We start from the raw sequence: 23,284 nt of genomic DNA on the forward strand, positions 1-23,284 counted from the left end.
GTCTTTTTGACCATGATCTCTTCCGAAAACAGGGCTGCAGTTTTCGGGATCATGGATCTAGCGGCCGGAGCAGCAGGAATTGACGAGCGCGGTCAGCGACATCGAGACATCGGCGAGCGCTGCGTGGTCGATCGCATAGCGCGAGCGTTGGCGATCAGGCTCGAACCGGACCAGCCCGGCTTCGACCAATATCTTCAAATGCTGTGACACGGTGGACTGCGCCAGATCGAAACGATCGACGACCTCTCGGCAGCAACAGGAGCTGCTGGCCGACAGGTATTTCAGGATTTCGATACGCGCCGGGTGCGAAAGCGCGGCAAGCCGGGCGGCGACGGCGCGGCTGTCCGGGGCCTCCGACGCGGAGCGGAGTGTATGGGTTTCGAAGGGGCTGTCGCTCATCGTCCATCGGCGATAAACGATGGTTGGCGCTATCGCAAGCTACTCTTCTGGTCAGACCAGATAGCGGCTAACGCTGTGAGATGGACTTCTCGATCCCCGGGATATCGGCTATCCGTTCAGCCAGAAAGTCGACCAGCAGGCGAACCCTTGCAACGCCCGCGCGCTCCGGGACGATCAGCATGTTCAACGGGACGGACGGCTCCCGCCATTTGTCGCCTATAGCGTCGACCGCTTCGGTGAAGCCGACTTCGAGCCCGCTGCCGAGCGCCTGCGCGAGCGAATGAGAACGCTCGCTACCGCGCAGCCCATTCCCTATCGCCGGCAGAATGGCGGCGACTATTTGATTCCGAGCATGAAGCTACGCCCCGACCTGGGCGATCAGAACATGACCGGGTTCAAACTTCACCTAAGCGGCTCAACGAGCTAGCTGACTTCGACCTCTGGAAAGCCTTGTCTCTAGTTGGTCTTTGTCGTCACCTGCTTGCCCATCGCCTTGAGGTCGGCGGCTTCGCCTTCCTTGGACTTTTCCGGGACCTTGAACACCTGTCCCGGCCAGATGCGATCAGGATCGCTGATCTGATCCTGGTTGGCGAGGTAGATGGTCGAGTAGCGCATGCCATGGCCGTAGACACGCCGTGAAATCCGCCAAAGCGTGTCGTGGCGGTGGATGATGACGGCGCCGTCCGCATGTTCGAGCTTGGGCGCTACGGTCTCGGGCACATCGCTTGGCGGCGTGGCTGCCACCACAACGGCCGGAGCCTCACCGGCCGGTGCTGCGGGAGCAGCCGCGACATCGACCGGAGCGGCAGGCGCTTCGGCGGCAGCAGGTTCGGCAGGCTTGAGCTCCGCGGGCGCCACGGCGGCGATCGATTCACCCGGCTCGCGCTCGAACGGCACGGCGGCGCGTGCCACCACTTTCACGCCGTCGGCATCGAGACCGTCGACATGGATGGTGTAGCTGCCGACCGGAATGTCGCGCGTCGCCTCGACGAGGAAATGGCCGTTCGGCGACGTCTGAGCGTCACCGAGCAGGATATCATTGGCATAGGCGCGCACCTTGCGGCCCGGATCTGAGAGGCCGGCAACAAATATCTTGTTGCCGTCGATCTCCACCGCCTCGACGACGATCTTGGGTTCGGACACGTCTGGCGCAGCCGCCGATGGGGCTGCCGGAGCAGGTAACGCTTCAGCCACGGCCGGCGCCGGAGCCGCCGGCGCGGCTGGTGCCGAAGCAGTTGCGGGCGCTTCCGCCGCGGGAGCCGCCGGCGCGGCGGCCTGGTCGCCGGCAGCCGGGGCGGCCGGCTTTGCCTCGGGCGCGGGAACGGTGAGCAGTTCGGCCGGCTTGCCCGGCTCCTCGACCATCGCCAGCACCTGGCCGGCCGCATTCTTTGGAACCGAGACGACTGCGGTCTGCACCGACGGCGTCACGACATCGCCGGTGGTCGCGCGCAGGGCAATCGTATAGTCGCCAGGCTTCAACGGATCGTCGAGCACGATGACAAAGGCGCCGTCGGGACCGGCGACCGTCGAACCGAGCACGGGCGTGCCGTTGAGGATCTCGACCTTCGCGTTGGGTGCTGCGTTGCCGGCAATCACAATGGAGCCATTGCTCTCGACGCGCACGACATCGAAGGACGGTGCGATCGGACCGGCCGCAGCCGGCGCTGCCGGAACCGCTGCACCCGTTGCCGGTGCGGCCGGCGCCGTTGTCTGGGGCACCGCGGCAGGCGCGGCCGGCACAGCCGCTGGCGGCAGCCGCGCTTCCGTGCCGGGATCAGCCGGTTTCGGCGCCGCGGGCGGCGTCAAGGCCGCCACTTGCGGCGGCGGTGTCGGATTAAGATACGGGTCGAGCGCACCCGATACATAGGCGGTCCCCGCGGCCGCAACGGTCCCACCCGCTACGAACAGGAACGCCTTCAATGGATTAATCACCATATTTCGCTACCCCTTAGCCACCTAACGCCGGTCTAGCCTGTTTTGCCCATGTCGACAAGAAAGAGGGACCGACAAGAAAAAGCCCGAGCTTGTTGACCCTTGGGGCTTGACCGCGCTTTCAGACCCAATCACCAATCATCAGCATGAACACGATTCGATCCGTTTGCGTCTATTGCGGCTCGTCTCCGGGCCGCGATGAAATTTATATCAAGGCCGGGCACCTGCTCGGGCGCTCGATCGCCAAAGCGGGCCTGCGGCTAATCTATGGCGGCGGCACCAAAGGCATCATGGGCGCCGTCGCCGAAGGCGCCCTGCGCGCCGGCGGCAAGGTGACGGGCATCATTCCGCGCTTCCTGATCAACAAGGAAGCGACGGAAACCGCGCTTGATCGGCTCGACGAACTCGTGATCACCGACAACATGCATGAGCGTAAACACAAGATGTTCGAGAAATCCGACGCCTTTGTGGCGCTGCCGGGCGGCATCGGCACGGTCGAGGAGATTGTCGAGGTCATGACCTGGGCGCAGCTTGGCCATCACCGCAAGCCGATCGTCTTCGGCAATGTAGGAGGATTCTGGGACCCGATGCTGGCGTTGCTCGATCACATGGCCGCCGAGGGCTTCATCCACACCGCGCAGCGAGTCAGGCCGCTGGTGGTCGACGACCCCGAAGCAATCGTCGCCGCCATCATGGTGGCTGGGTCCTCCGTCGACGCCCCGACCGAGGGCGTGCAGTCGGTGATAGACAAGATGTGAGGCAGTAGAGAATAGGCAGTGTGAATGCCGGGGGACGGCAACCCTACTGCCTACTGCCCAGGGCAACGAACTCGGGTTACGGGTTCCTTCGGAGCCTTCGCCTGCGCATTGGCCGACGGCGCATCAAACGAAAAACCCGCCTGTGCGGCGGCTCACTGGCGCAAATCAGCACCATAGACGAATATATACCATAGCTGAGGGCACGGAATCAAGAAAAAATTCCTATTGCCGGCACAAAAGCCGGTGCGGAGCCCTAGCCTACTAGCCTACTGGACTGCCTACTAGCCTACTGCCTACTAGCCTCTGCCTGCAGCTGCCTGCCGCAGATCAGCGATCACCGCGCGGCGGTCATGACGACGCCAGGCAAGATAGATGGAAACCGTGCGCTCGAACCATGGCAGGTCGCGAAACACGATCCGCGGCGGAGCGGCGGCACGCAGGCTGGCCTGCACCGTCGCCAGGCCAAGGCCGGCGCTGACCAGACCAAGCGAGGTCAGCGGGTCCGCCGTCTCATAGGCGATGTCGGGCAGAAAACCGGCTTTGGCGCAGGCGGCAAGAAATTGCCCGCGGTTGGTGTCGTCGGGCTGGCGCACGACCGTGATCCAGGTGCGGCCGTCGAGGTGATGCGGCCCGATCTCCGATATTTGGACAAGCGGATCATCTTCGGGGATCGCCAGCACCAGCGGCTCATGCCGCAGCGCCATGGCGGCGACATCCGGGTCATCGTCGGCTGGCGGCGAATAGACAAAGCCCAGATCGAGCACCCGCTGCCGCAGCCCCTCCAGCTGCGCCGCCGAACGCAGGCTTCGCAACTGAAGGTGAAAGTCTGGCCGGTCGCGGCGGAACTGGCGCAGCATGCCTGCGACAAGCCCGGCATGCACGGCGCCTTCGACGTAGCCGATGGCAAGACGGCCGACGGCGCCGCTGGCCAGGTTGCGGCCGAACTCCTCCAGTCGTCGCGCATTGGACAGCAGCGAACGGGCCTCCGCGAGGAAGGCGCGACCCTCGGCGTTGAGATGGACCCGCTGCTTCGACCTCTCAAACAGGGAGACGCCAAGCTGCTCCTCGAGCTGCATGATCTGCCGGCTGAGCGGCGACTGCGAGATATGCAGCATCTCGGCGGCGCGACCCACATTGCCGGCTTCGGCGACGGTGACGAAATACCTGATCTGGCGCAGGTCGAACATTTTTTCTCCGAGGTTCTAAGTCCTCATGGGTCTTAACTCTAGCCTAATCAGTCTTGGACAGTCTGACCAGTGGAAGTGATACTCGGCCATCCCAACCAAAGGAGACCGACATGCAGTTCTTTGCCCTTCTCACTCGCAACACCGAAAAGTTTACCGATGCCGATTTCGCGCAGCTGCTGCCCGGCGAGGCCGAACAGCGCCGCACGCTTTACGCCGAAGGCGCGGTCCGCCAGGTATGGAACCGCGGCGATATACCAGGCAGTGGCATGATGTTCGAGGCCGGCAGCGACGCAGACGTGCGCGGCCATCTCGCCACCTTGCCCCTGATCAAGGCCGGCATGATGGATATCTCCGCAATCGTGCCGCTCAATCCTTACCCTGGGTTCGGCCCGAAGCGTTGAGAGGACGCAATCCGGTGGCGGCGAAGGCGTCACCACCGGATTGACGCGGCGATCGACAGGCTGTGATCGGCTGTCAAGAAACCGTCACACGAAACCGGCTTCGCACGTGCTAGAAATTGGGATCAGGCGACCGCCACGCGGCGCCATGTTCGAAACCTCAATCTGGCGCCTCGCCCATGGATATCGCTCTCGCCCCGGAAGGCACCGACCTGTCGCCTTACCTGCCTGATGAGCACGGGTTGTTCTTCATCTATCACTTCACCGCAGAGGGCGTGCGAACCAGGGACGCCGCGGCCGCGCACTGGACATGGCGCAGCTACCAGATCACTGACCTGCACGCACGCCAGGAGATCGGCGCCGAAAGGGCTTTGCCGGGGCCGGTGCGCGACGCCTTCCTTGCTCCGAGCCATGGCTGCCACATCGACTTCGAGGATGGCTGGCTCTATGGCGATCTGCCGGATCTCAGGCACGACTTTTCGGAGGCGCGCGGACTCGTCCATTTCCGCTTCGCCTTCAACGACACGATGCTGATCGGCGCTCGCAAGCAGCCGCTGGAATCGGTCGACGCCGTCCGCAAGGCGGTGGAAAATGGATCGCGGAAATTCCGCTCGCCGGCGGAACTGATAGAGGCAGTCACGGGCCAGTCGCTCGACGGCATGTCGGCCGAGCTCCGCAAGCTGGGCGACACGCTCGACGGCATCGAGGACCGTGTCGTGCGCGATGCATGGCACAATGAACGACAAGCGCTGGTCGAGGCGCGCCGACAATTGGTGGTGATCCATCGGCAGATGGCGACGATCACCAATCTGTTCCGGCATCTCGATCATTCGCATCGCAACGAGCTGCCTGACCCGATCAACGACATGGCGGTCAGGCTCTCGCAACGGGCGCATACGCTCTATCACGATGGCGAGCAGTTGCAGGCGCGCACAAGGCTGTTGCAGGACGAGCTGATGGCCAAGCTGACCATGCAGTCGAACCAACTCCTCTATGTTCTCTCTGTCATGACGGCGGTGCTGTTGCCGATGACCATTATATCGGGCCTGTTCGGCATGAATGTCGGCGGGCTGCCGCTGGTCAACACGCCGATGGGTTTTTGGGTGGTGTCAGCAGTATCGCTCGTTATCGCTGCGGCCACCTATCTGTTCGTCAGGCGGCTTGGCCGGGGGATGTAACGCGGCAGCTTTCACGCCGAGGCGCGAAAATCCTCGAGGACGGTGCCAGCGGCGGCGACTTCCGCTTCATGGTCGGGCTCGCGCCAGGTCTCGGCAAGGCCAGCCGCATACCATTCGCGCATCGCCGGCAAGGCAAGCAATTGCGCCGGGTAGGCGGCGGCCGCCCCTTCGAAAACGAGCCCGTACGACTGAGCCCGAAATGCCACGGGCGCAAAGAACGCGTCGACGGCGGTAAAATGAGCGCCGGCCAGAAACGGCCCGCCGAAACGGGCAAGACCATCGTTCCAGAGATCGCCGAGGCGCAAAAGATCCTGCCTCAGCGCGTCGGACATCCGAAACGGCTTGACCCGCACGCCGCAACTCATCGGGCATGTGCCACGCAGTGCGGTGAAGCTCGAATGCATCTCGGCGGCGGCCGAGCGTGCCCAGGCGCGTGCCTTGGCTTCGACGGGCCAAACGCCATGGTGGCGCTCCGCCAGATATTCGGCGATGGCGAGCGAATCCCAGACCGCCCAATCATTGTCGATCAGGCACGGCACACGGCCGCTGGGTGAAAACGACCGGTAAAGCTCCCAACTCGATCCGGTCGGGAATGGCGTCAGCCGCTCCTCGAACGGGATATCCAGCGCTCGCATCAGCACCCATGGCCGCAGCGACCACGAGGAATAGTTCTTGTTGGCGATATGCAGCAGGTACATCCGAAATCCCTTACTGTGCGAGCTTCGGCGCAGCCCTGCGCGCGGTCGTCAACATCGACCAGGAATACATCGCCAGTGCCGTCCAGATCAGAGCGAAGGCGATGGCCTGGGTGGTGCCGAAAGGCTCATCGAAGATCAGCACGGCGATCAGGAACACCATGGTCGGCGCGATGTACTGCATGATGCCGATGGTGGAGAGGCGCAGCAGCTTGGCGCCGAAGGCGAACAACAGCAGCGGCACCGATGTGACCGGACCGCAGCCCATCAGCAATGCCGTATCGGCACCGCTGCTGGATACGATGTGGTCCTGTCCGGTCGCGATCAGATAGATGATGTAGCCAAGCGCCGGCACCGACAGCAAAAGCACTTCGAGCAGAAACCCCTGGCTGGGGCCGATCGGCAGCGTCTTGCGAAAGAAGCCGTAGGCGGCGAAGGAAAACGCCAAAGCCAGCGACACCCAGGGCAGCTTGCCGCCCTCGATGGTCAGTACCGCGACGGCGACCGCCGCCAGTACCACGGCTGCGATCTGTAGACGGTCAAGCCGCTCGCCAAGCAACAGCGCGCCGACGACGACGCTGACCAGCGGATTGATGTAATAGCCGAGCGCGGTTTCGACCGTGCGGTCGACCGCGATCGCCCAGACGTAGACGCCCCAGTTGACCGAGATCAGCGCCGCCGTCAGCGCGGCCATGGCGATGGTGTGGGGTGAGCGAAGTGCTGCCTTGAAATCCGCCGTGCGGCCGGCCCAGACCAGAACGGCGGCGGCGATCGGCACCGACCAGACGATGCGGTGGGCAATGACTTCGGCGAGCGGCAGATGCGCCACGGCCTTCATGTAGAAGGGCAGCATTCCCCATAGCAAATAAGCGCCCAGCGCAAGCAGGAAGCCGCGACGGGTCTTGGAATCAGCGTCCAGGGTAATTGCTTCAGTGGCCATGGGCCAACGCTATGGCCCAGCCACTTTGCCAAGACCATCGCAAAGTTCTGATGGATCAATGGACTTTCGCTGATGGTTCAACCCTATTCGGCCGCCACCAGGCCAGCCATCTCGCGGTTCTTCATCAGTTTGTAGACAATGGAATCCATCAGCGCTTGGAACGAGGCGTCGATGATGTTTTCGGAAACACCGACCGTCCACCAGCGCGCGCCGGTGCCGTCATGCGATTCGATCAGGACGCGGGTGATCGCCTCGGTGCCGCCATTGAGGATACGCACCTTGAAGTCGGCAAGCTCCATATCGGCGATCTCGCCCTGGAATTTGCCGAGATCCTTACGCAGTGCGATGTCGAGTGCGTTGACCGGGCCATGCCCCTCGGCCACCGACATCCTCTCCTCGCCGTCGACCAGCACTTTGACGATCGCTTCGGACACCGTCTTCAACTGACCGTTGGCGTCAAAGCGGCGCTCGACCATGCAGCGGAACGAGGTGACGTTGAAGAACTCCGGCAGGCCGTGCAGCATCTTGCGCGCCAGGAGCTCGAAGCTGGCGTCGGCACCCTCATAGGCGTAACCCTCGGCCTCGCGCTCCTTGACCACTGATATCAGCCCATCGAGCCGGTGATCGTCCTTCGGCACGTCGATGCCGCGCCGCTTCAGTTCGGCTAGGAAATTGGCCTTGCCGCCCTGGTCCGAAACCATGACGCGTCTGCGGTTGCCGACCGTTTCCGGCGGCACATGCTCATAGGTCGCCGGCTCCTTGGCCAGCGCCGAGGCATGGATGCCGGCCTTGGTGGCGAAGGCGGAGGCGCCGACATAGGGCGCCTGCGCTTCCGGAGCGCGATTCAAGAGCTCGTCGAAAGCCCGCGACAGACGCGAAATGCCAGTCAGCGCCTCAGCCGAAATGCCGGTCTCGAAACGATCGGCGAAGGCCGGCTTCAGCGCCAGCGTCGGCACGATCGAGATCAGGTTGGCGTTGCCGCAGCGCTCGCCGATGCCGTTGAGCGTGCCCTGGATCTGGCGCACGCCGGCCTCGACCGCGGCCAGCGAATTGGCCACTGCCTGACCGGTGTCGTCATGGGCATGGATGCCGAGATGATCGCCTGACATACCGGACGAAATAACCTTCTCGACGATGGCGCGGACTTCCGACGGCTGCGTGCCGCCATTGGTGTCGCACAGCACCACCCAGCGCGCGCCTGCATCATAGGCGGTCCTGGCACACGCCAGCGCATAGCCGGGATTGGCCTTGAAGCCGTCGAAGAAATGCTCGCAGTCGACCAGCGCCTCCTTGCCGGCGGCGATCGCCGCTTCGACAGAGGCCTTGATGGCGTCGAGGTTTTCTTCATTGGTGCAGCCGAGCGCGACACGGACGTGGTAGTCCCAGCTCTTGGCGACGAAGCAGATGGCGTCCGACTTAGATTGCACCAGTGAGGCAAGGCCGGGATCGTTGGACGCTGATACCCCTGCCCGCTTGGTCATGCCGAAGGCGACGAATTTGGCACGTGTCGTCCGCTTCTCCTGGAAGAAGGCCGTGTCGGTCGGGTTGGCGCCGGGATAGCCACCCTCGACATAGTCGAGGCCGAAGGCGTCAAGCAGCTTGGCGATGGCGATCTTGTCCTCGACGGAAAAGTCGATGCCCGGCGTCTGCTGGCCATCGCGCAGTGTGGTGTCGAAGAGGAACAGTCTTTCCTTTTTCATGACAGCAAGGTGCTTGGGCACCCCCCTCTGGCCTGCCGGCCATCTCCCCCGCAAGCGGGGAGATCGGCAGCTTTGACGACAGCGCTGGTCCTGCAACGTCGGCGATTGGCGAAAGCGAAGGCGACATCCAATCTCCCCCCTTGCGGGGGAGATGGCCGGCAGGCCAGAGGGGGGTGTGAAGGATCGCCGTACATCGACTATATCTTCCCCGCAAAACCATCCGTGGCCCGGATCAGCCGGTCGAGGATACCCGGCTCCGAATACGCGTGGCCGGCACCCTCGATCAGGTGGAAATCCGCCTTCGGCCAGGCCTTGTGCAGCGCCCAGGCATAACGCGCCGGGCACGGCATGTCGTAGCGGCCGTGGACGATGGTGCCGGGAATATCCGCAAGCTTGTGCGCGTCGCGCAGCAGCTGCCCTTCCTCGAGCCAGCCGGCATGGACGAAATAGTGGTTCTCTATACGGGCGAAGGCGACGGCATAGTCGTCCTGCCCAAACGGTCCGCTGGTCTCCGGCTCCGGCAACAGCGTGATGGTTTCGCCTTCCCACAGGCTCCACGCGCGCGCTGCCTCGATCTGGGCCTTGTGGTCACTGCCGACCAGCCGCTTGCGATAGGCGGCCATCATGTCGCCACGCTCGGCCTCGGGGATCGGCGACAGGAACCGCTCCCATTTGTCCGGGAACATTTCAGAGACGCCGAACTGATAGTACCATTCGAGTTCGGCGCGCGTCAGCGTGTAGATGCCGCGCACCACCAGTTCGCTGACCCGTTCAGGGTGCGTTTCGGCATACGCCAACGCCAGCGTCGAGCCCCAGGAGCCGCCGAACACCAGCCATTGGTCGAAGCCGGCCATCTCGCGCAGCCGTTCGATATCGGCGACCAGATGCCATGTCGTATTGGCTTCGAGCGAGGCGTTCGGCGTCGATTTTCCGCAGCCGCGCTGGTCGAACAGGATGACGTCGTAAAGGCTCGGGTCAAACAGCCGCCGGTGTTTTGGCGAGATGGTGCCGCCGGGCCCACCATGCAGAAATACCGCCGGCTTGGCGCCCTTGGTGCCGGAACGCTCCCAGTAGACCCGATGGCCGTCACCGACATCGAGCATGCCGGAATCGAACGCCTCGATTTCGGGGTAGAGGGTACGCAATTGACAGCTCATAGTTGCAAACCTTTGATCGGCCAGTCCGCTGTTTCATGGTCGGGGTGCTGGAAGGAGATGATCTGCTCCTGCCTCGCGTAGTAGTCGGGGTCCTGGTGAACGGGCTGGTCGAAGATCGTCTCCACCCAGGGCAGCCGCGCTGCGTAATTGACCTGGATCTGCGGTGCCAGGTCCGAACGATCGTCGAAGGCGCCGATGGCGATCTCCAGTCCACCAGGCTGCCGATAGGTAAGCGGGTCCCGCAGCGGGCGCAGAAGCCACGATCGATGTTGACCGACGACTGGAAGTAACTCGGCTCTTCATGGGTCCATTCGACGCCATCCCTGGGCACCGTCACCAGCGCACCGAAGAACGAGCCGAACTGCTTCTGGCACATGCGGCAATGGCAGATCGAGGGACGGCCGAGCGCTCCATGAATGCGGAAACGCACGGCGCCGCACTGGCAACCGCCGGTTCTTACCTGATCGGTCATGACTTCTCCTTTGGCGGCCATTGTTCGGTGTCGTGGTCTGGGTGCTGATAGGAGACGAGATCGGCCAGATAGGGGGCCGCCGACATATCGGCCATTGTCTCCTCGCCCGGCAGTTCCGGGATCGTATCGACATAGGGCAGCTTTGCCTCCGTGCCCCACTGGATCAACGGCACGATCTCCGCCGGATTGTCGAACGCACCGATCGCCAGCCCGACACCATCCGGCGCGGTGAAGGTCAGCGGCGTGCCGCAATTGGCACAAAAACCACGATCGACATGGTTGGATGAGCGAAAATATTTCGGCTCACCGCGCGTCCAGTCGAGCTTCGCCCCGCGCACTGAAACAAGCGGCGCGTAGAACGAGCCAAACGCCTTCTGGCACATGCGGCAATGGCAGATCGAAGCGTCTCCCAACGCGCCTTCGACGCGAAAGCGCACCGCGCCGCACTGGCAGCCGCCGGTATAGATCGGCCGATTGTCGAGGCTCATCGCCGCTCACTCCGTGGCATGGCAGACGGCCTCGACATTGTTGCCGTCGGGATCGAGGACAAAGGCGGCGTAGTAGTCCAGGTGATAGTGTGGTCTCAGGCCCGGCCCGCCATTGTCCTTGCCGCCAGCGGCAAGCGCCGCGGCATGGAAGGCTTCGACCTCGGCGCGGCTGCGCGCGGTGAAAGCGACGTGCTGGCGGTCTCTCGGCTTGTCCTTGCCGGTACTCAGCCAGAACACCGGGCGGTCACGGCCGTAGCCACCGACCTTGGCGCCGCCGGTGTATTCGAGCGGCACCATGTAAAGCAGCGAGGCCCCAAGCGGCGCCATCGCCTTGTCATAGAAAGCCTTCGAAGCGTCGAAATCGGCAACAGTGATGCCGAGATGGTCGATCATGAAATTGCCTCCCTTGCTCGTTCGCCCGCCGGCATTTCGGCGCCGGCAAGGCCGGCCTCGATCACGATGTGCTGGCAGACATTGTCGATATCGCGAATGACGTCGTCGTTCCAGAAGCGCAGGATGGTCCAGCCGCTACTCTTCAAATATGCGCTGCGCTCTGAATCGCGCTCTACGTGCTCAGCGTCTGCGTGCTGGCTACCATCAACCTCAATGATCAGCTTTTTGTCCGAGCAGGCAAAATCGACGATATAAGGGCCGATTGGCACCTGCCGGCGGAAGCTTAAGCCCATTAGCCGATGCGCGCGAAGCTCGTTCCAGAGCTTCAGCTCGGCGTCGGTCATCACACGACGCATGGATTTTGCGTTCTTGCGCTGGCGTGATGGGACGAGGTCGTGACCCATCAGGCACCTTCGTACGAGAAGGCTGCTAAACGTTGCAGAACAGGTCTACTCGGTGGAGCTGCCAATCTCCCCCCTTGCGGGGGAGATGCCCGGCAGGGCAGAGGGGGGTGCTGTCCCGCCGGCCTATCCGCTGAAGGCCGCTGCCTTCTCGGGAAATGGTTGAAACGAGGGAGTACAAACGGTAACGCTGGCGTTCCTTCACACCCCCCTCTGTCCTGCCGGACATCTCCCCCGCAAGGGGGGAGATTGGCTGTCGCCAGCGTCTCCGCCAACCTTGCAAAAGAGTTTCGCGCCAACCTCACCGCTTCACCTCCCAAGTGGTGATGCGTTCGCCAGTGACCGGGTCCTTGCCGTCCTTCAACTGTATACCTTGTGCAAGCAGTTCATCGCGGATGCGGTCGGCCTCGGCCCAGTTCTTCGCGGCGATGAATGCCAGGCGCTTGGCGATGGCCTTGGCGATGTAGTCTTCATCGACCTTCGCCGACGCGACATCGAAGCCGAGGAACAGAAGCGTCGCCTTCAGCGACGCTGCGGCATCGTTGCCGTCGGCTGCCTCGCCGGCCAATTGGGTCAAACCCTGGAAGGCAGCATAGGTGGCGAGATCGTCGGACAAGGCATCGATGACCTCCACCGGCAACTGCCCCGCCGCCGACGCTAGGTCCGCCGCCCGCTTCCATTTGCGCAGCGTGTTCTCGGCCTCTTCCAGCTTGCGCACGGAAAAGTCGATCGGCTCGCGATAATGCGTCATCAGCATCGCCAGCCGCAGCACCTCGCCCGGCCATTTGCGGCCACCGAAGGTCTCGGTCTCCAGCAATTCGTTGATCGAATAAAAATTGCCAAGGCTCTTCGACATCTTCTGGCCTTCGACCTGCAGGAAGCCATTGTGCATCCAGATGTTGGCCATCACATCGGTGCCGTGGGCGCAGCGCGACTGGGCGATCTCGTTTTCATGGTGCGGGAAGATCAGGTCGAGGCCGCCGCCATGAATATCGAAGACTTCGCCAAGATAGGCGGCCGACATTGCCGAGCATTCGATGTGCCAACCCGGCCGGCCTCGGCCCCATGGCGAATTCCAGCCCGGCTCCTCCGGCGACGACAGCTTCCAGAGGACAAAATCGCCGGGATTTTTCTTGTGCGCGTCGACGGCGACGCGGGCGCCGGCCTGCTGCTCGTCGAGATTGCGCTTTGACAATTGACCGTAGTCAGGCATCGACGCCGTGTCGAACAGGACTTCGCCCGCGGCAACATAGGCATGGCCGCGTTCGATCAGGCTTTGGATCAAGGTGATCATGTCCACCTTACCGTCAGCTCGGGGCTCGACGAATTCGGTGGCGCGCGGCTCGACCGTCGGCTCCAAGCAGCCAAGAACCGCCACGTCGCGGTGAAACTGATCGGCGGTCTTTTCGGTGACCCTCCGGATCGCTTCATTGAGCGAAAGCTTGCCTGAGGCGATCTCGCCGCCAAAATCCCGCAAGGCGCGCGCGTTGATCTTGTCGTCGACGTCGGTGATGTTGCGAACATAGGTGACATGCGCCTGCCCATAGACATGACGCAGCAAGCGGAACAGCACGTCGAAGACGATCACCGGCCTGGCATTGCCGATATGGGCAAAGTCATAGACGGTTGGGCCGCAGACATACATGCGCACATTGCGCGCATCGATCGGGATGAAATCCTCCTTCGTCCGCGTCAGCGTGTTGTAGAGGCGCAGGCCCTTCGATGCGTCAGACATTCGTGCCTTCCCGGTCTGTTGTGTTCAGGACCCCGCCTAGCGCCGAGGCGCAAGACCGAATTCCAGCCTGCTGGCCGGGGCGTTTGTCCAATCTGGGAAAGATGAGGCGAAAACGTCCGGACCAGCGCGAGGCTAGCCAATAATGCAAATGCCACAAATGGCGAAAGACGTTTTCATGGCCGGCTTTATCGCCTTGGCCAGTGTTGCCGTCAAGTCGCTAGTTTCGGCAAAAACGTCGCTGGATCACAGGTAATGATGCACAGAAACATTTTATTAAACATGTCGGCACAGTCATGAAACATTCGTCGACTAGATCAGCAGGCGTCACGATTTGGTCGGAATCGGCCATCAAACGCGGACACGAAAATGTTATCTGGGAAGAGAGATATGCCTCGCAGCAAACAAGAATCCAACCGCGCCAAGCAACCGGCGCTGGCCAACCACTATCGCGCAGTCGGTCCTGCCGCGATCGTCGCCGCTCTTCTGCACACCGCGAAGAAGAACAAGCCGGCACAGAAGATCGTGTCGCCCCGCGCCGCCTGAAGCGGTTTGCGACCGGCCGCATAGCCGGGCATGATGGCGCCGATATGCGCCTCTCAACAACGGCCTTAGGCTAAAACAGCGTCATCTGACTGTCGTTCGCGCCGGGCTTCGGTCGCTTGATCTTCTCGGGCTCCGGCCCGAGTTCGCCCCGCTCCTGAATCTCCGGTCCAGTGTTGGCGACCTTGTTGACGAGGTCGGAGATGGGAATTGCCTCGAAGAAATCGAGCTGTGTCGGCCGCAACAGGTCGGCCACATCGCGCGGCTCGAGCGTGCGGCAATCCAGCCAGCGGGCGAAATCCCTGGGATCGATCACCACCGGCATGCGATCATGGATATGCGCGATATCGGCATTGGCGTTGACTGTCAGGATGGCGCCGGTGTCCATTTCCGAACCGCCCGGCTCGGCATAGGTCTCCATCAGTCCGGCAAAGGCGACCAACCCGCCATGCCTGGGTCTGATCCAGTAGGGTTGCCGCTTCCTGCCACCGGTTTGCCGCCATTCGTAGAAGCCGGAGGCCGGCACCAAAGCACGGCGATGGCGCATCGCGGCTTTGAACGATGCCTTTTCGGCAGCGCCCTCAGAACGCGCGTTGAACAGCAGTGGAAACTCGCTTGTGTCCTTCACCCAAGTCGGGATCAGCCCCCAGCGCACCAGCATCGGCTGGCGGTCCGGCAGATTCGAGCCCGGCGCCCGCGGAGGGCCGGCTATCACCATCAGGACCGGCTGTGTCGGCGCGATGTTGTAGCGCGCCGGGAACTCCTCCAGTTCGGCCAAGCCCAGCACGGCGGCGGTCTGATATGGCGTCGCGGTCAAGGCAAAACGTCCGCACATTGTCTGTTGGCGCCCTCGAATGGTCTGGTTCAAAAGTGGCGATGGAACCAGCGTTGCGCAACCGATAAAGCTCGCCCATGCTGGGCGGTCCACAGCAGACCTACCTCCACGCCTAATCGGGATCCATGAACGAAGCGCGTAAGATATTGCCTGCAGTGTCGGTCGCCATCGTGCGCGCGGATACCGTGCTGCTGGTCAAGCGAGCCCGGCAACCCTCGCGAGGACTCTATGCCTTTCCAGGGGGCAAGGTCGAACCCGGCGAAACGCTGGAGCAGGCTGCCGCCCGCGAACTGCTGGAAGAGACCGGCTTGCGGGCCACCGATTACCACCCGCTTCGGGAAATCCATATCGACGGCAGGGACGACAGCCACCCCGTCGATTATCTCCTCACGGTCTTCGGCGCAGCCTATGCCGGCGGTGAGGCGGTGGCCAGCGACGACGCCGAGACGGCTGCGTTCTATACGCTCAGCGAGATGGCAACACTGCCGCTTGCCGGCTCGGTGTTCGCGGTTGCCGAAGACTTGTTGAATCCCGGCGGACACGGCATGCCCAGTCCTGAAAATCGCCTTGCAGGCGACAAATTGTTTCGTCACAAAGACTTATGCTGTCTGGCAAAGCCAGAACGGCTTATGCCGTTCGGCAGAGAAGATTCATGAACCGTTCATCCATGCTCCTCGCCATATGCCTGTCCGTCAGCGCAGCCGTTTCGATACGGCCCGCACTTAGCGCCGAGTCGCCGTTCGAGCCGGGGCTGATGCGATTGGCGGAGGTTTTGGGGTCGCTGCATTTCCTGCGCAATTTATGCGGCGAGAAGGGCGACCAGTGGCGTGTCGAGATGGAGAAGCTGCTCGATTCGGAAAATCCGGATGCCGAGCGGCGCGCCCGTTTCATCGCCAGCTTCAATCGCGGCTATCGCTCCTTCGGCGGCACCTATACGCAGTGCACACCCTCGGCGACCGAAGCCATCAGCCGCTATATGAAGGAAGGCGAGACGCTGTCACGCGATATTGCCTCGCGTTACGGCAACTAGGATGTCGCCCAAAGTGCGCAGCGGTTTTGGATAAAGACGGCATAAATTAGAAAGCCTAAAGCGCGTCGCCTGACTCCAACGAAACGCGACGTGCTTTGGGCGTTTCAACTCCTCATCAACAATTATCCGGGCCATTGCCGGTGACAGCCGACATGTCCGGCTTGTGCCAGGCGATATCTTGGTGCAATCCTCATGTGGCGCTTCTGCAACAGTATTAACAAAACCTTATCGCGAGAATGCGGAATTAACTCAAACTGAAGGTTTTCGCCCCGCGTGCCGCGCTAATCGGCTAAGTTTGACTCGGGTCGAACGCAGCCTCGCGCAAGGCAACCGGTCTTTGTAACATACGATCAAAAAAATGTCGTATTTACAAATACTTAATTGCCTCGCGTGTGAAATGAACAGATCAGGCCTGATCCACATCGATGGATCGCTGCTTGAAAGGTGGACATTCGCTTATGGAACATGGTGTCAACGACATCGACGCGCTGGTCCGGGAAGAAAAACGCCTGACCGCCGTGGAAAGCCACAGCGAGGCCTGGGCGGAAGGTCTCTCCGCCGGCATAGAGCCCGAGATCATTGCCGAAGCAGCGCTCGAAACCGCCTTCGGTGAGATGTTGCGTGCCAATGGCGAGACCTCGGCCCTTGCCCTGCTCGACCGTATGCGTGAAAAGGTGATTGCTGGCGCCTTCGAACCTGAACGGCTGCGGCACTGAACCGACGTCCGGCTCTTTGACGACGGAACGCCGCTCGGGCGTCATGCCCGGAAGCAGGGAGAAACGGGCAGTGAGTTTTTCGATGTCAGGCGAGCCGCGTGGCTTGGTCCTTTACATCTGCTTCGCCGCTTGCTGTGCCGCGATTCCCATGGTTGTATGTCTCGCAAGCAGCCCCGCTTATGCGCTGAGCGAGATCAAGCGCGAAGAGCTACCTCCAACAGTCACGCAGCCGGCGGACGACGACATGTCGCCCCCGGGAAGCACCGTGCCGATGCCCAACCCGGTCGGAACGCCGCCTCCGGCCGGCCAGCCGGCTGCTCCGGGCGAATCCGAGCCCGACAGCCCGGCAGATGGCGGCGTGACCAGGCCGCGCGTCGATCCGGACACGCCCCTGCCGGAGGTTGTCTACGATCTCGGCAAGCTGCCGGAACCGGTCCGGCGCATGCATGATCTGATCGTCGAGGCCTGCAAGGGCGGCGACATCGAAAAACTGCGGCCCTTGATCGGTACGGGCGACAGCATGACGCAGATATCGCTGACCGACATAGACGGCGACGCCATCGCCGTCCTTAAAGGCCTCTCGGGTGATCCGGATGGCCAGGAGATCCTTGCCATCCTCGAGGAGGTGCTCAATGCCGGTTATGTCCACCTTGATGCCGGCAAGCCCGAAGAGCTCTATGTGTGGCCGTATTTCTTTGCCATGCCGTTGGACAAGCTTGATGCCAAGCAGCGGGTCGAACTGTTCAAGATCGTCACCGCTGGTGATTTCGACGACATGAAGCAGTTCGGCGCTTACATTTTCTACCGTGTCGGCATTACGCCCACCGGACAATGGACCTTCTTCGTCGCCGGGGATTGAGTTCCGCCAGCTATCGACGCGGTCCCTCGTCGATTCCGGCATCCGGCCGAAAGGAACTTCAGACAGTGGTCAAAAGGATGCCGTGACCAAACTTATCTGCCACAGTCTGGATAAGCAGCTTTTCACGCGTCGAAAGCCGCTTTTGATCGACAAAACGCCAATTTCGCTCGAATAGCGCAAATGCCTCCCCGGCTGGAATCGAGCGCGCAGGGTCGCGATTCCAAGCAAGTGCACGGAGCTCTGGAAACTCGACAGGGACAATCATGGGCGCGATATCTGCGTTCATAGCCCTCTTAACTTAATGGATCGTCCGTTAAAATCCGACGCTTGAACCAGCTACCCAACCAATGCCTCGGAAAACTCCACCGCTTTGCCCTGGCTTGGCGTAGCGATCTCGCCTTCCCACATGACGCGGCGGCCGCGAATGACGGTGCCGAGCGGCCAACCGGTCACTTCTCTCCCGTCATAAGGCGTCCAGCCAGCTTTCGAGCCGGCCTGCGCGTTGGTGATAGTCTCTCGCCGCTTCATATCGACGATGGTGAAGTCGGCGTCGTAGCCGGCGGCGATGCGGCCTTTTCTAGCCATGCCGAAGATACGCTGCGGGCCGTGGCTGGACAGGTCGACAAAGCGTTGCAGCGTCAATCGGCCGGCATTGACGTGATCGAGCATGATCGGCACCAGCGTCTGAACGCCGGTCATCCCCGAGGGCGAGGCCGGATAGGGCTTTGCCTTCTCGGCCAGCGTGTGCGGCGCGTGGTCGGAGCCGAGCACGTCGACGATGCCTTGCGCAATGCCCTGCCAGACGCCGTCGCGATGACGCGCGGCACGCACCGGCGGGTTCATCTGGATCAGCGTGCCGAGCCGCGCATAATCGTCCGCGCTCAGCGTCAAATGATGCGGCGTCGCCTCACAGGTCGCGACATCCTTGTGCTGTTCGAGGAACAGGATCTCCTCGGCCGTCGAGATATGCAGGACATGGATGCGGGCGCGAACATTGCGCGCGATGCGTACAAGCCGTTCAGTGCAGCGCAAGGCGGCGATCTCATCTCGCCAGACCGGGTGCGATGACGGATCGCCATCGATGCGTTCGTTCAGACGCTCGCGCAGCCGGAACTCGTCCTCGGAATGAAAGGCGGCGCGACGGCGCGTGTTTCGGAGGATCGATGCCACGCCCTCGTCGTCTTCGACCAGCAGATCGCCGGTGGACGAGCCCATGAAGACCTTGATCCCGGCCGCGCCCGGCAGCCGCTCGAGCTCGCCGACATCTTTCGCATTCTCGCGGGTGCCGCCGACCCAGAATGCGAAATCGCAGTGCATGCGACCGCTGCCGCGCCGAACCTTGTCGGCAAGGGCTGCCTCGCTGGTGGTCAAGGGATTGGTGTTGGGCATCTCGAACACGGCGGTAACGCCGCCAAGCACCGCCGCGCGCGAACCGGTTTCCAGATCTTCCTTGTGCTCCAGTCCAGGTTCACGAAAATGCACCTGGCTGTCGATGACTCCCGGCAGGATATGCAGGCCGCGGCAGTCGATCGTCTCGCCGGCCGAAGCCTGGCGGAGATCGCCGATGGTGGCGATGCGCCCGTCCTTCACGCCGATATCGCGGACCCCTTCGCCATCATGGTTGACCACTGTGCCGCCTGTCAGGATGAGGTCGTAGATCATGGCCATGCTCTCTTGCGGGGGGAGTGCCAGCGGCTTACGTAAAGGCCGACCATTTTGCAAGATCAGGCTGCTTTTCCGCCCATGCCCTTTGCCCAGCTCAAAGACCGCGCCCTCATTTCCGTCTCGGGTCCCGACGCCGAGCATTTTTTGCAGAACATCCTGACCACCGATCTCGACATATTGGCTCCTGGCGAAGCGAAGCCCGGCGCGCTGCTGACGCCGCAAGGCAAGATCCTTTTCGATTTCCTGATCTCGCGCGCCGGCGAGAATGCATTCCGGCTCGAATGCCGTGCCGATATCTCGGACGATTTCATGCGCCGGCTGACGCTCTACAAACTGCGCGCCAAAGTCGAGATTGCCAAATCCGATCAGGCGCTTGTCACCGTCGCATGGGGACCTGAATCAACGCCCTCACAATCCGATTCAACGGCGGTGACCGACACGCGCTTTCCGAGCGGCGCCGTCACGCGCTCCTATAGCAAAACCGATGATCGAAGCGACCTCGCCGCATGGCACGCCTTCCGTATCGCCGGCGGTGTTGCCGAAAGCGGCAGCGACTACCAACTTGGAGACGCTTTCCCCCATGACGTGCTGTTGGACGAAACCGGCGGTGTCGGTTTCAGAAAGGGCTGCTATGTCGGCCAGGAGGTCGTCTCGCGCATGCAGCATCGCGGCACCGCCCGGCGGCGCGTACTGATTGCATCGGCCGACAGGTCCCTACCCGCATCAGGCACCGAGCTAACCGTCGCGGGACGGTCGGTTGGCACGCTCGGCTCGACTGTCGGCACGACCGGTCTGGCCATTGCCCGCATCGACCGGATCAAGGCGGCGATCGACGCCGGTCAGCCGATCATGGCCGGGGACGCCACCGTTTCACTTGCCATCCCGGCCTGGGCAAAATTCGCCTTCCCGCAGGAAGCCGTCAGCGCGGAGGAGGCCTGATGGCGGCCGACCGTGTCGGCGCGCCGGCACGCGCCTGGCAGCGCATGCTGTCGGGCCGCCGACTCGACCTGCTCGACCCCTCGCCGCTCGATATCGAGATTTCGGACATTGCGCATGGGCTCGCTCGCGTTGCCCGCTGGAACGGCCAGACCAGCGGCGAACATGCCTTTTCGGTTGCCCAGCACTCGCTGCTGGTCGAGGCGCTGTTCTGCGATCTGGTGCCTGAGGCTTCGCCTGATGCGCGGCTGGCCGCGCTACTGCACGACGCCCCCGAATATGTCATCGGCGACATGATCTCACCGTTCAAATCGGTGATGGGCGGAAGCTACAAGGACTGTGAGTTGCGGTTGCAGCGCGCCATCCATCTGCGCTTCTCGCTGCCGCCGGAACCAGCCGCCGCGCTGCGCAAGGAGATCAAGCGCGCCGACCAGATCGCCGCCTATTTCGAGGCAACGCTGCTTGCCGGGTTTTCGACCGCCGAGGCGACCGAATTCTTCGGCCGTCCGCGCGGCTTCAATGCCGACCGCTTCGACCTCACGCCGCGATCGGTGACCTGGGCGCAGAATGCGTTCCTGAAGCGGTTTTCCGCGATCGAGAGGTCGCGGCATCAGGCTTCGGCGTCCGCGGTCGGCTAAAACGCTAAATTAACCGGCGGAGACCACAGTAGCTCGTTCGATGACGATCCGCAGGCGCCTCATGCCCGTCGCCGATGCCAAGGGTGGTTCGGCCGTCCCGGATCGGGAGCCCGAAGGCATGGATCGCTCGCGCCATATGGAAGACGAACTGCGCGAACGGAACGAACGTTTTTCGGCCGCGGTCGAAAACATGTCGCATGGCCTTTGCATGTTCGACGCCGACGAGCGGATGATCATCTGCAACGGCAATTATATCAACATCTTCTGTCTCGACCCCAAGGTGATACGGCCCGGCATCCCGTTCCTCGACATTCTGCGCCATAGCGTCGACATAGGCATCGCCTCGGAAAGCGCCGAACAGCTCTACGCCATCCGCAAGCCCTATATCGACCAGGCGAAACCCTCGACCTATGAGGAGACGTTGTCGGATGGTCGCATCATCAACATCTCGCATCGCCCGCTGGCTCTGGGCGGCTGGGTCTCGATCTACGAGGACATCACCGAACACCGGCGCGCCGAACAAGAGCTCAAGGAGCAGCACCGCCGCTTCGACGCCGCGCTCGCCAACATGTCGCAGGGCCTGCTGATGTATGACGCCGATGGCAAGATGATCGTGCGCAACGGGCGCTTTCTGGAACTCTACAACGTCACCGCGGCGGACTTCCCGCTCGGGACGACGCACCGCGACGCACTCGAACGATTGCTGGAACTTGGCATCTATACGAAGATCGACGTCGATAGCGAAGTCGCCAAAACCGAAGCCTGCCTGGTGGCAGGGAAAATGCATTCGGCGTATCGGCATCTTACCGACGGCAGGACGATTCTGGTCACACGCCAGCCGATGAGCGGCGGCTGGGTGGCGACCTTCGACGACGTCACCGAACGCCGCCGCACCGAAGAGCGCATGACACATCTTGCGCATCACGACACGCTGACCGGGTTGCCCAACCGCCAGATGTTTCGCGAACGCCTCGATCTTGCGTTGGAAGACCCGGCGGCTACGCCGCTAGCAATCTTCTCGCTCGATCTGGATCGCTTCAAGGCCATCAACGACAGCTGGGGGCACCCGGCCGGCGACTGGCTGCTGAAGACCGTGGCCGACAGGCTGCAGCGTTGCCTGCGCAGTGAAACGGATGTCGTCGCCCGTTTCGGCGGCGACGAATTCGTCATTATCCAGTTCAATTTCAAGGGTATCGCCGATGCTGAGAAACTGGCGAAGCGGATCGTCGAAACGATCGCAAAACCCTTCCGCGACAAGAGCCGCGATATGCATGTCGGCATCAGCATGGGCATCGCTGTGTTTCCCGACGATGGCAGCGACGCCGATACGCTGCTGAAAAACGCCGATACGGCGCTCTACCGGGCGAAGAGCGAAGGGCGCAATCTGTACCGTTTTTTCGAGCCCGGAATGGACGCCATGGTGCGGGTACGACGCGCACTCGAGACCGACCTCGAGGCAGCGCTGCCTCGACAGGAGTTCGATCTCGATTTCCAGCCCATCATGAACATCGCCTCCGGTGAGATCGTCGGTGCCGAAGCCTTGATGCGCTGGCATTCGCCAGAGCGGGGCACGGTGGCGCCCGACAAGTTCATTCCGGTCGCCGAAGAAATCGGACTGATCGTGCCGCTTGGCGAGTGGGCGCTGAGAAAGGCTTGCAGCGCTGCGGCAGGCTGGCCAGCCGGCCTGCGCATCGCGGTCAATGTCTCGGCCGTGCAGCTCAAAAGCGGCGACTTTGCCCGTAGCGTCATCTCGGCTCTCGCCTTTTCCGGCGTGCCCGCCGACCGGCTGGAACTGGAAATCACCGAAACCGTGCTGATGGACGAGAGTGAAGTCGTGCTGAGAACATTGCGGCAGTTGCGCGGGCTCGGCATTCGCATCGCGCTCGACGATTTCGGCACCGGCTATTCCTCGCTCGGTTATCTCAGGCGTTTTCCCGTCGACAAGATCAAGATCGACCGTTCGTTCATCCACGATCTGGGCAATCGCGACACTGCGGCGATCGTTCGCACCGTCATCGGGCTGGGTGCCGAGCTTGGCATCACCGTCACCGCCGAGGGTGTCGAGACCGAGGCGCAGCTCGACATGCTGAGAGGTAATGGCTGTAACGAGGCGCAGGGCTATCTGATCGGCGTGCCGTCAAAGGCGGCCGATATTCAGCGCCTGTTAGAATCCCGTTCGGTGCATAGCCAAACCGGGTGAGCCGACCGTCATCAACGTAGCATCTCGATGTA

24 protein-coding genes and 4 pseudogenes are annotated in these 23,284 nt (G+C 62.4%); 12 read left to right on the forward strand and 16 right to left on the reverse strand.

Annotated features, from left to right (window positions below):
* Positions 1-57 precede the first annotated feature (57 nt).
* Both NKJ89_RS01235 and NKJ89_RS01240 read right to left on the reverse strand, forming a co-directional pair.
* Complete coding sequence (locus tag NKJ89_RS01235; protein WP_023761633.1) at positions 58-399, reverse strand: ArsR/SmtB family transcription factor; 342 nt, start codon at positions 397-399, stop codon at positions 58-60.
* Between the two features lie 67 nt (positions 400-466).
* A pseudogene (locus tag NKJ89_RS01240) lies at positions 467-598 on the reverse strand (LysR family transcriptional regulator); the annotation flags it as partial.
* Here NKJ89_RS01240 and NKJ89_RS01245 point away from each other — a divergent pair.
* Positions 599-826, forward strand: a pseudogene (locus NKJ89_RS01245) (NAD(P)H-dependent oxidoreductase); the annotation flags it as partial. It lies immediately after the preceding pseudogene.
* Between the two features lie 29 nt (positions 827-855).
* Here the strand turns inward: NKJ89_RS01245 and NKJ89_RS01250 are convergent.
* On the reverse strand, positions 856-2,334 hold the full coding sequence (locus NKJ89_RS01250; protein WP_352599167.1) for a LysM peptidoglycan-binding domain-containing protein: 1,479 nt from the start codon (positions 2,332-2,334) through the stop codon (positions 856-858).
* A gap of 143 nt (positions 2,335-2,477) precedes the next feature.
* Between NKJ89_RS01250 and NKJ89_RS01255 the strand changes: the two genes are divergently transcribed.
* A complete protein-coding gene (locus tag NKJ89_RS01255; protein ID WP_352599169.1) occupies positions 2,478-3,089 on the forward strand; it encodes an LOG family protein in 612 nt (203 codons plus the stop codon).
* A 296-nt stretch (positions 3,090-3,385) separates the two neighbouring features.
* On the opposite strand, the gene NKJ89_RS01260 is transcribed toward NKJ89_RS01255, so the two are convergent.
* The gene (locus NKJ89_RS01260; RefSeq protein ID WP_352599171.1) at positions 3,386-4,276 is read right to left on the reverse strand and encodes a LysR substrate-binding domain-containing protein; all 891 of its coding nucleotides are present in this window, start codon (positions 4,274-4,276) and stop codon (positions 3,386-3,388) included.
* Between the two features lie 110 nt (positions 4,277-4,386).
* On the opposite strand from NKJ89_RS01260, the gene NKJ89_RS01265 reads away from it, so the two are divergent.
* Positions 4,387-4,677, forward strand: a complete 291-nt coding sequence (locus NKJ89_RS01265; protein WP_352599173.1) for a muconolactone Delta-isomerase family protein — start codon at positions 4,387-4,389, stop codon at positions 4,675-4,677.
* Between the two features lie 176 nt (positions 4,678-4,853).
* Positions 4,854-5,852 (forward strand): transporter, encoded by a 999-nt coding sequence (locus NKJ89_RS01270; RefSeq protein ID WP_023762053.1) that lies wholly within the window; start codon positions 4,854-4,856, stop codon positions 5,850-5,852.
* A gap of 11 nt (positions 5,853-5,863) precedes the next feature.
* Here the strand turns inward: NKJ89_RS01270 and NKJ89_RS01275 are convergent, their stop codons facing one another.
* The 9 genes and pseudogenes from NKJ89_RS01275 to cysS all read right to left on the reverse strand — a co-directional run bounded on the left by NKJ89_RS01275 (position 5,864) and on the right by cysS (position 13,833).
* The gene (locus tag NKJ89_RS01275) at positions 5,864-6,550 is read right to left on the reverse strand and encodes a glutathione S-transferase family protein (protein WP_352599175.1); all 687 of its coding nucleotides are present in this window, start codon (positions 6,548-6,550) and stop codon (positions 5,864-5,866) included.
* Positions 6,551-6,560: 10 nt separating this feature from the next.
* Positions 6,561-7,487 carry an EamA family transporter RarD gene (rarD, locus tag NKJ89_RS01280; protein WP_352599177.1) on the reverse strand — a complete coding sequence of 309 codons (927 nt, stop codon included), beginning with the start codon at positions 7,485-7,487 and terminating at the stop codon, positions 6,561-6,563.
* An 83-nt stretch (positions 7,488-7,570) separates the two neighbouring features.
* Entirely contained in the window at positions 7,571-9,187 is a 1,617-nt protein-coding gene (gene cimA, locus NKJ89_RS01285) for a citramalate synthase (RefSeq protein WP_352599179.1), read from the reverse strand.
* A 197-nt stretch (positions 9,188-9,384) separates the two neighbouring features.
* Positions 9,385-10,344 carry a prolyl aminopeptidase gene (gene pip, locus NKJ89_RS01290; RefSeq protein ID WP_352599180.1) on the reverse strand — a complete coding sequence of 320 codons (960 nt, stop codon included), beginning with the start codon at positions 10,342-10,344 and terminating at the stop codon, positions 9,385-9,387.
* A pseudogene (locus NKJ89_RS01295) lies at positions 10,341-10,816 on the reverse strand (GFA family protein). The gene pip and the pseudogene NKJ89_RS01295 overlap by 4 nt, the downstream one beginning before the upstream one ends.
* Positions 10,813-11,304, reverse strand: a complete 492-nt coding sequence (locus tag NKJ89_RS01300; RefSeq protein ID WP_023762059.1) for a GFA family protein — start codon at positions 11,302-11,304, stop codon at positions 10,813-10,815. The pseudogene NKJ89_RS01295 and the gene NKJ89_RS01300 overlap by 4 nt, the downstream one beginning before the upstream one ends.
* Positions 11,305-11,310: 6 nt before the next feature.
* Positions 11,311-11,697 (reverse strand): VOC family protein, encoded by a 387-nt coding sequence (locus NKJ89_RS01305; RefSeq protein ID WP_352599182.1) that lies wholly within the window; start codon positions 11,695-11,697, stop codon positions 11,311-11,313.
* Positions 11,694-12,101 carry an endonuclease domain-containing protein gene (locus tag NKJ89_RS01310; RefSeq protein ID WP_352599184.1) on the reverse strand — a complete coding sequence of 136 codons (408 nt, stop codon included), beginning with the start codon at positions 12,099-12,101 and terminating at the stop codon, positions 11,694-11,696. Before NKJ89_RS01310 ends, NKJ89_RS01305 begins: the two co-directional genes overlap by 4 nt.
* A 298-nt stretch (positions 12,102-12,399) precedes the next feature.
* The gene (gene cysS, locus NKJ89_RS01315; RefSeq protein ID WP_352599186.1) at positions 12,400-13,833 is read right to left on the reverse strand and encodes a cysteine--tRNA ligase; all 1,434 of its coding nucleotides are present in this window, start codon (positions 13,831-13,833) and stop codon (positions 12,400-12,402) included.
* Between the two features lie 387 nt (positions 13,834-14,220).
* On the opposite strand from cysS, the gene NKJ89_RS01320 reads away from it, so the two are divergent.
* Complete coding sequence (locus NKJ89_RS01320) at positions 14,221-14,376, forward strand: hypothetical protein (RefSeq protein ID WP_023762063.1); 156 nt, start codon at positions 14,221-14,223, stop codon at positions 14,374-14,376.
* A gap of 70 nt (positions 14,377-14,446) precedes the next feature.
* Here the strand turns inward: NKJ89_RS01320 and NKJ89_RS01325 are convergent, their stop codons facing one another.
* Complete coding sequence (locus NKJ89_RS01325; RefSeq protein WP_352599188.1) at positions 14,447-15,208, reverse strand: SOS response-associated peptidase; 762 nt, start codon at positions 15,206-15,208, stop codon at positions 14,447-14,449.
* A 125-nt stretch (positions 15,209-15,333) separates the two neighbouring features.
* On the opposite strand from NKJ89_RS01325, the pseudogene NKJ89_RS01330 reads away from it, so the two are divergent.
* The 4 genes and pseudogenes from NKJ89_RS01330 to NKJ89_RS01345 all read left to right on the forward strand — a co-directional run.
* Positions 15,334-15,747: pseudogene (locus tag NKJ89_RS01330) on the forward strand (NUDIX hydrolase); the annotation flags it as partial.
* A gap of 113 nt (positions 15,748-15,860) precedes the next feature.
* Positions 15,861-16,238 carry a TIGR02301 family protein gene (locus NKJ89_RS01335; RefSeq protein WP_031261008.1) on the forward strand — a complete coding sequence of 126 codons (378 nt, stop codon included), beginning with the start codon at positions 15,861-15,863 and terminating at the stop codon, positions 16,236-16,238.
* A gap of 458 nt (positions 16,239-16,696) precedes the next feature.
* Positions 16,697-16,954 (forward strand): hypothetical protein, encoded by a 258-nt coding sequence (locus NKJ89_RS01340; protein ID WP_008874920.1) that lies wholly within the window; start codon positions 16,697-16,699, stop codon positions 16,952-16,954.
* 70 nt (positions 16,955-17,024) lie between these two features.
* Entirely contained in the window at positions 17,025-17,813 is a 789-nt protein-coding gene (locus NKJ89_RS01345; protein WP_352599190.1) for a hypothetical protein, read from the forward strand.
* A gap of 58 nt (positions 17,814-17,871) precedes the next feature.
* Here NKJ89_RS01345 and NKJ89_RS01350 read toward each other — a convergent pair whose 3' ends face one another.
* Positions 17,872-18,099, reverse strand: a complete 228-nt coding sequence (locus tag NKJ89_RS01350; protein WP_352599192.1) for a hypothetical protein — start codon at positions 18,097-18,099, stop codon at positions 17,872-17,874.
* A gap of 50 nt (positions 18,100-18,149) precedes the next feature.
* Complete coding sequence (locus NKJ89_RS01355; protein ID WP_352599194.1) at positions 18,150-19,481, reverse strand: dihydroorotase; 1,332 nt, start codon at positions 19,479-19,481, stop codon at positions 18,150-18,152.
* A gap of 75 nt (positions 19,482-19,556) precedes the next feature.
* Here NKJ89_RS01355 and ygfZ point away from each other — a divergent pair, with 75 nt between their 5' ends.
* The 3 genes from ygfZ to NKJ89_RS01370 all read left to right on the forward strand — a co-directional run bounded on the left by ygfZ (position 19,557) and on the right by NKJ89_RS01370 (position 23,252).
* Positions 19,557-20,417, forward strand: coding sequence for a CAF17-like 4Fe-4S cluster assembly/insertion protein YgfZ (gene ygfZ, locus NKJ89_RS01360; RefSeq protein ID WP_023762071.1), 861 nt, complete (start codon positions 19,557-19,559; stop codon positions 20,415-20,417).
* Entirely contained in the window at positions 20,417-21,052 is a 636-nt protein-coding gene (locus tag NKJ89_RS01365; RefSeq protein ID WP_352599196.1) for an HD domain-containing protein, read from the forward strand. Before ygfZ ends, NKJ89_RS01365 begins: the two co-directional genes overlap by 1 nt.
* A 61-nt stretch (positions 21,053-21,113) precedes the next feature.
* Positions 21,114-23,252, forward strand: a complete 2,139-nt coding sequence (locus NKJ89_RS01370; protein WP_352599198.1) for a putative bifunctional diguanylate cyclase/phosphodiesterase — start codon at positions 21,114-21,116, stop codon at positions 23,250-23,252.
* Positions 23,253-23,284: the final 32 nt, after the last annotated feature.

Origin of the sequence: Mesorhizobium sp. M0047, from assembly GCF_040323315.1 — a bacterium.
Classification (GTDB): Bacteria; Pseudomonadota; Alphaproteobacteria; order Rhizobiales; family Rhizobiaceae; genus Mesorhizobium.

Coding starts and splice junctions, on each gene's coding strand:
- NKJ89_RS01335 (WP_031261008.1), top strand. CDS start 15,861: ATGAACCGTTCATCCATGCTCCTCGCCATATGCCTGTCCGTCAGCGCA.
- NKJ89_RS01270 (WP_023762053.1), top strand. CDS start 4,854: ATGGATATCGCTCTCGCCCCGGAAGGCACCGACCTGTCGCCTTACCTG.
- NKJ89_RS01235 (WP_023761633.1), bottom strand. CDS start 399: ATGAGCGACAGCCCCTTCGAAACCCATACACTCCGCTCCGCGTCGGAG.
- cysS (WP_352599186.1), bottom strand. CDS start 13,833: ATGTCTGACGCATCGAAGGGCCTGCGCCTCTACAACACGCTGACGCGG.
- NKJ89_RS01355 (WP_352599194.1), bottom strand. CDS start 19,481: ATGGCCATGATCTACGACCTCATCCTGACAGGCGGCACAGTGGTCAAC.
- pip (WP_352599180.1), bottom strand. CDS start 10,344: ATGAGCTGTCAATTGCGTACCCTCTACCCCGAAATCGAGGCGTTCGAT.
- NKJ89_RS01305 (WP_352599182.1), bottom strand. CDS start 11,697: ATGATCGACCATCTCGGCATCACTGTTGCCGATTTCGACGCTTCGAAG.
- NKJ89_RS01300 (WP_023762059.1), bottom strand. CDS start 11,304: ATGAGCCTCGACAATCGGCCGATCTATACCGGCGGCTGCCAGTGCGGC.
- NKJ89_RS01370 (WP_352599198.1), top strand. CDS start 21,114: ATGCCCGTCGCCGATGCCAAGGGTGGTTCGGCCGTCCCGGATCGGGAG.
- NKJ89_RS01340 (WP_008874920.1), top strand. CDS start 16,697: ATGGAACATGGTGTCAACGACATCGACGCGCTGGTCCGGGAAGAAAAA.
- NKJ89_RS01255 (WP_352599169.1), top strand. CDS start 2,478: ATGAACACGATTCGATCCGTTTGCGTCTATTGCGGCTCGTCTCCGGGC.
- NKJ89_RS01275 (WP_352599175.1), bottom strand. CDS start 6,550: ATGTACCTGCTGCATATCGCCAACAAGAACTATTCCTCGTGGTCGCTG.
- NKJ89_RS01350 (WP_352599192.1), bottom strand. CDS start 18,099: ATGAACGCAGATATCGCGCCCATGATTGTCCCTGTCGAGTTTCCAGAG.
- NKJ89_RS01250 (WP_352599167.1), bottom strand. CDS start 2,334: ATGGTGATTAATCCATTGAAGGCGTTCCTGTTCGTAGCGGGTGGGACC.
- NKJ89_RS01310 (WP_352599184.1), bottom strand. CDS start 12,101: ATGGGTCACGACCTCGTCCCATCACGCCAGCGCAAGAACGCAAAATCC.
- NKJ89_RS01260 (WP_352599171.1), bottom strand. CDS start 4,276: ATGTTCGACCTGCGCCAGATCAGGTATTTCGTCACCGTCGCCGAAGCC.
- NKJ89_RS01265 (WP_352599173.1), top strand. CDS start 4,387: ATGCAGTTCTTTGCCCTTCTCACTCGCAACACCGAAAAGTTTACCGAT.
- NKJ89_RS01365 (WP_352599196.1), top strand. CDS start 20,417: ATGGCGGCCGACCGTGTCGGCGCGCCGGCACGCGCCTGGCAGCGCATG.
- NKJ89_RS01325 (WP_352599188.1), bottom strand. CDS start 15,208: ATGTGCGGACGTTTTGCCTTGACCGCGACGCCATATCAGACCGCCGCC.
- ygfZ (WP_023762071.1), top strand. CDS start 19,557: ATGCCCTTTGCCCAGCTCAAAGACCGCGCCCTCATTTCCGTCTCGGGT.
- cimA (WP_352599179.1), bottom strand. CDS start 9,187: ATGAAAAAGGAAAGACTGTTCCTCTTCGACACCACACTGCGCGATGGC.
- NKJ89_RS01320 (WP_023762063.1), top strand. CDS start 14,221: ATGCCTCGCAGCAAACAAGAATCCAACCGCGCCAAGCAACCGGCGCTG.
- rarD (WP_352599177.1), bottom strand. CDS start 7,487: ATGGCCACTGAAGCAATTACCCTGGACGCTGATTCCAAGACCCGTCGC.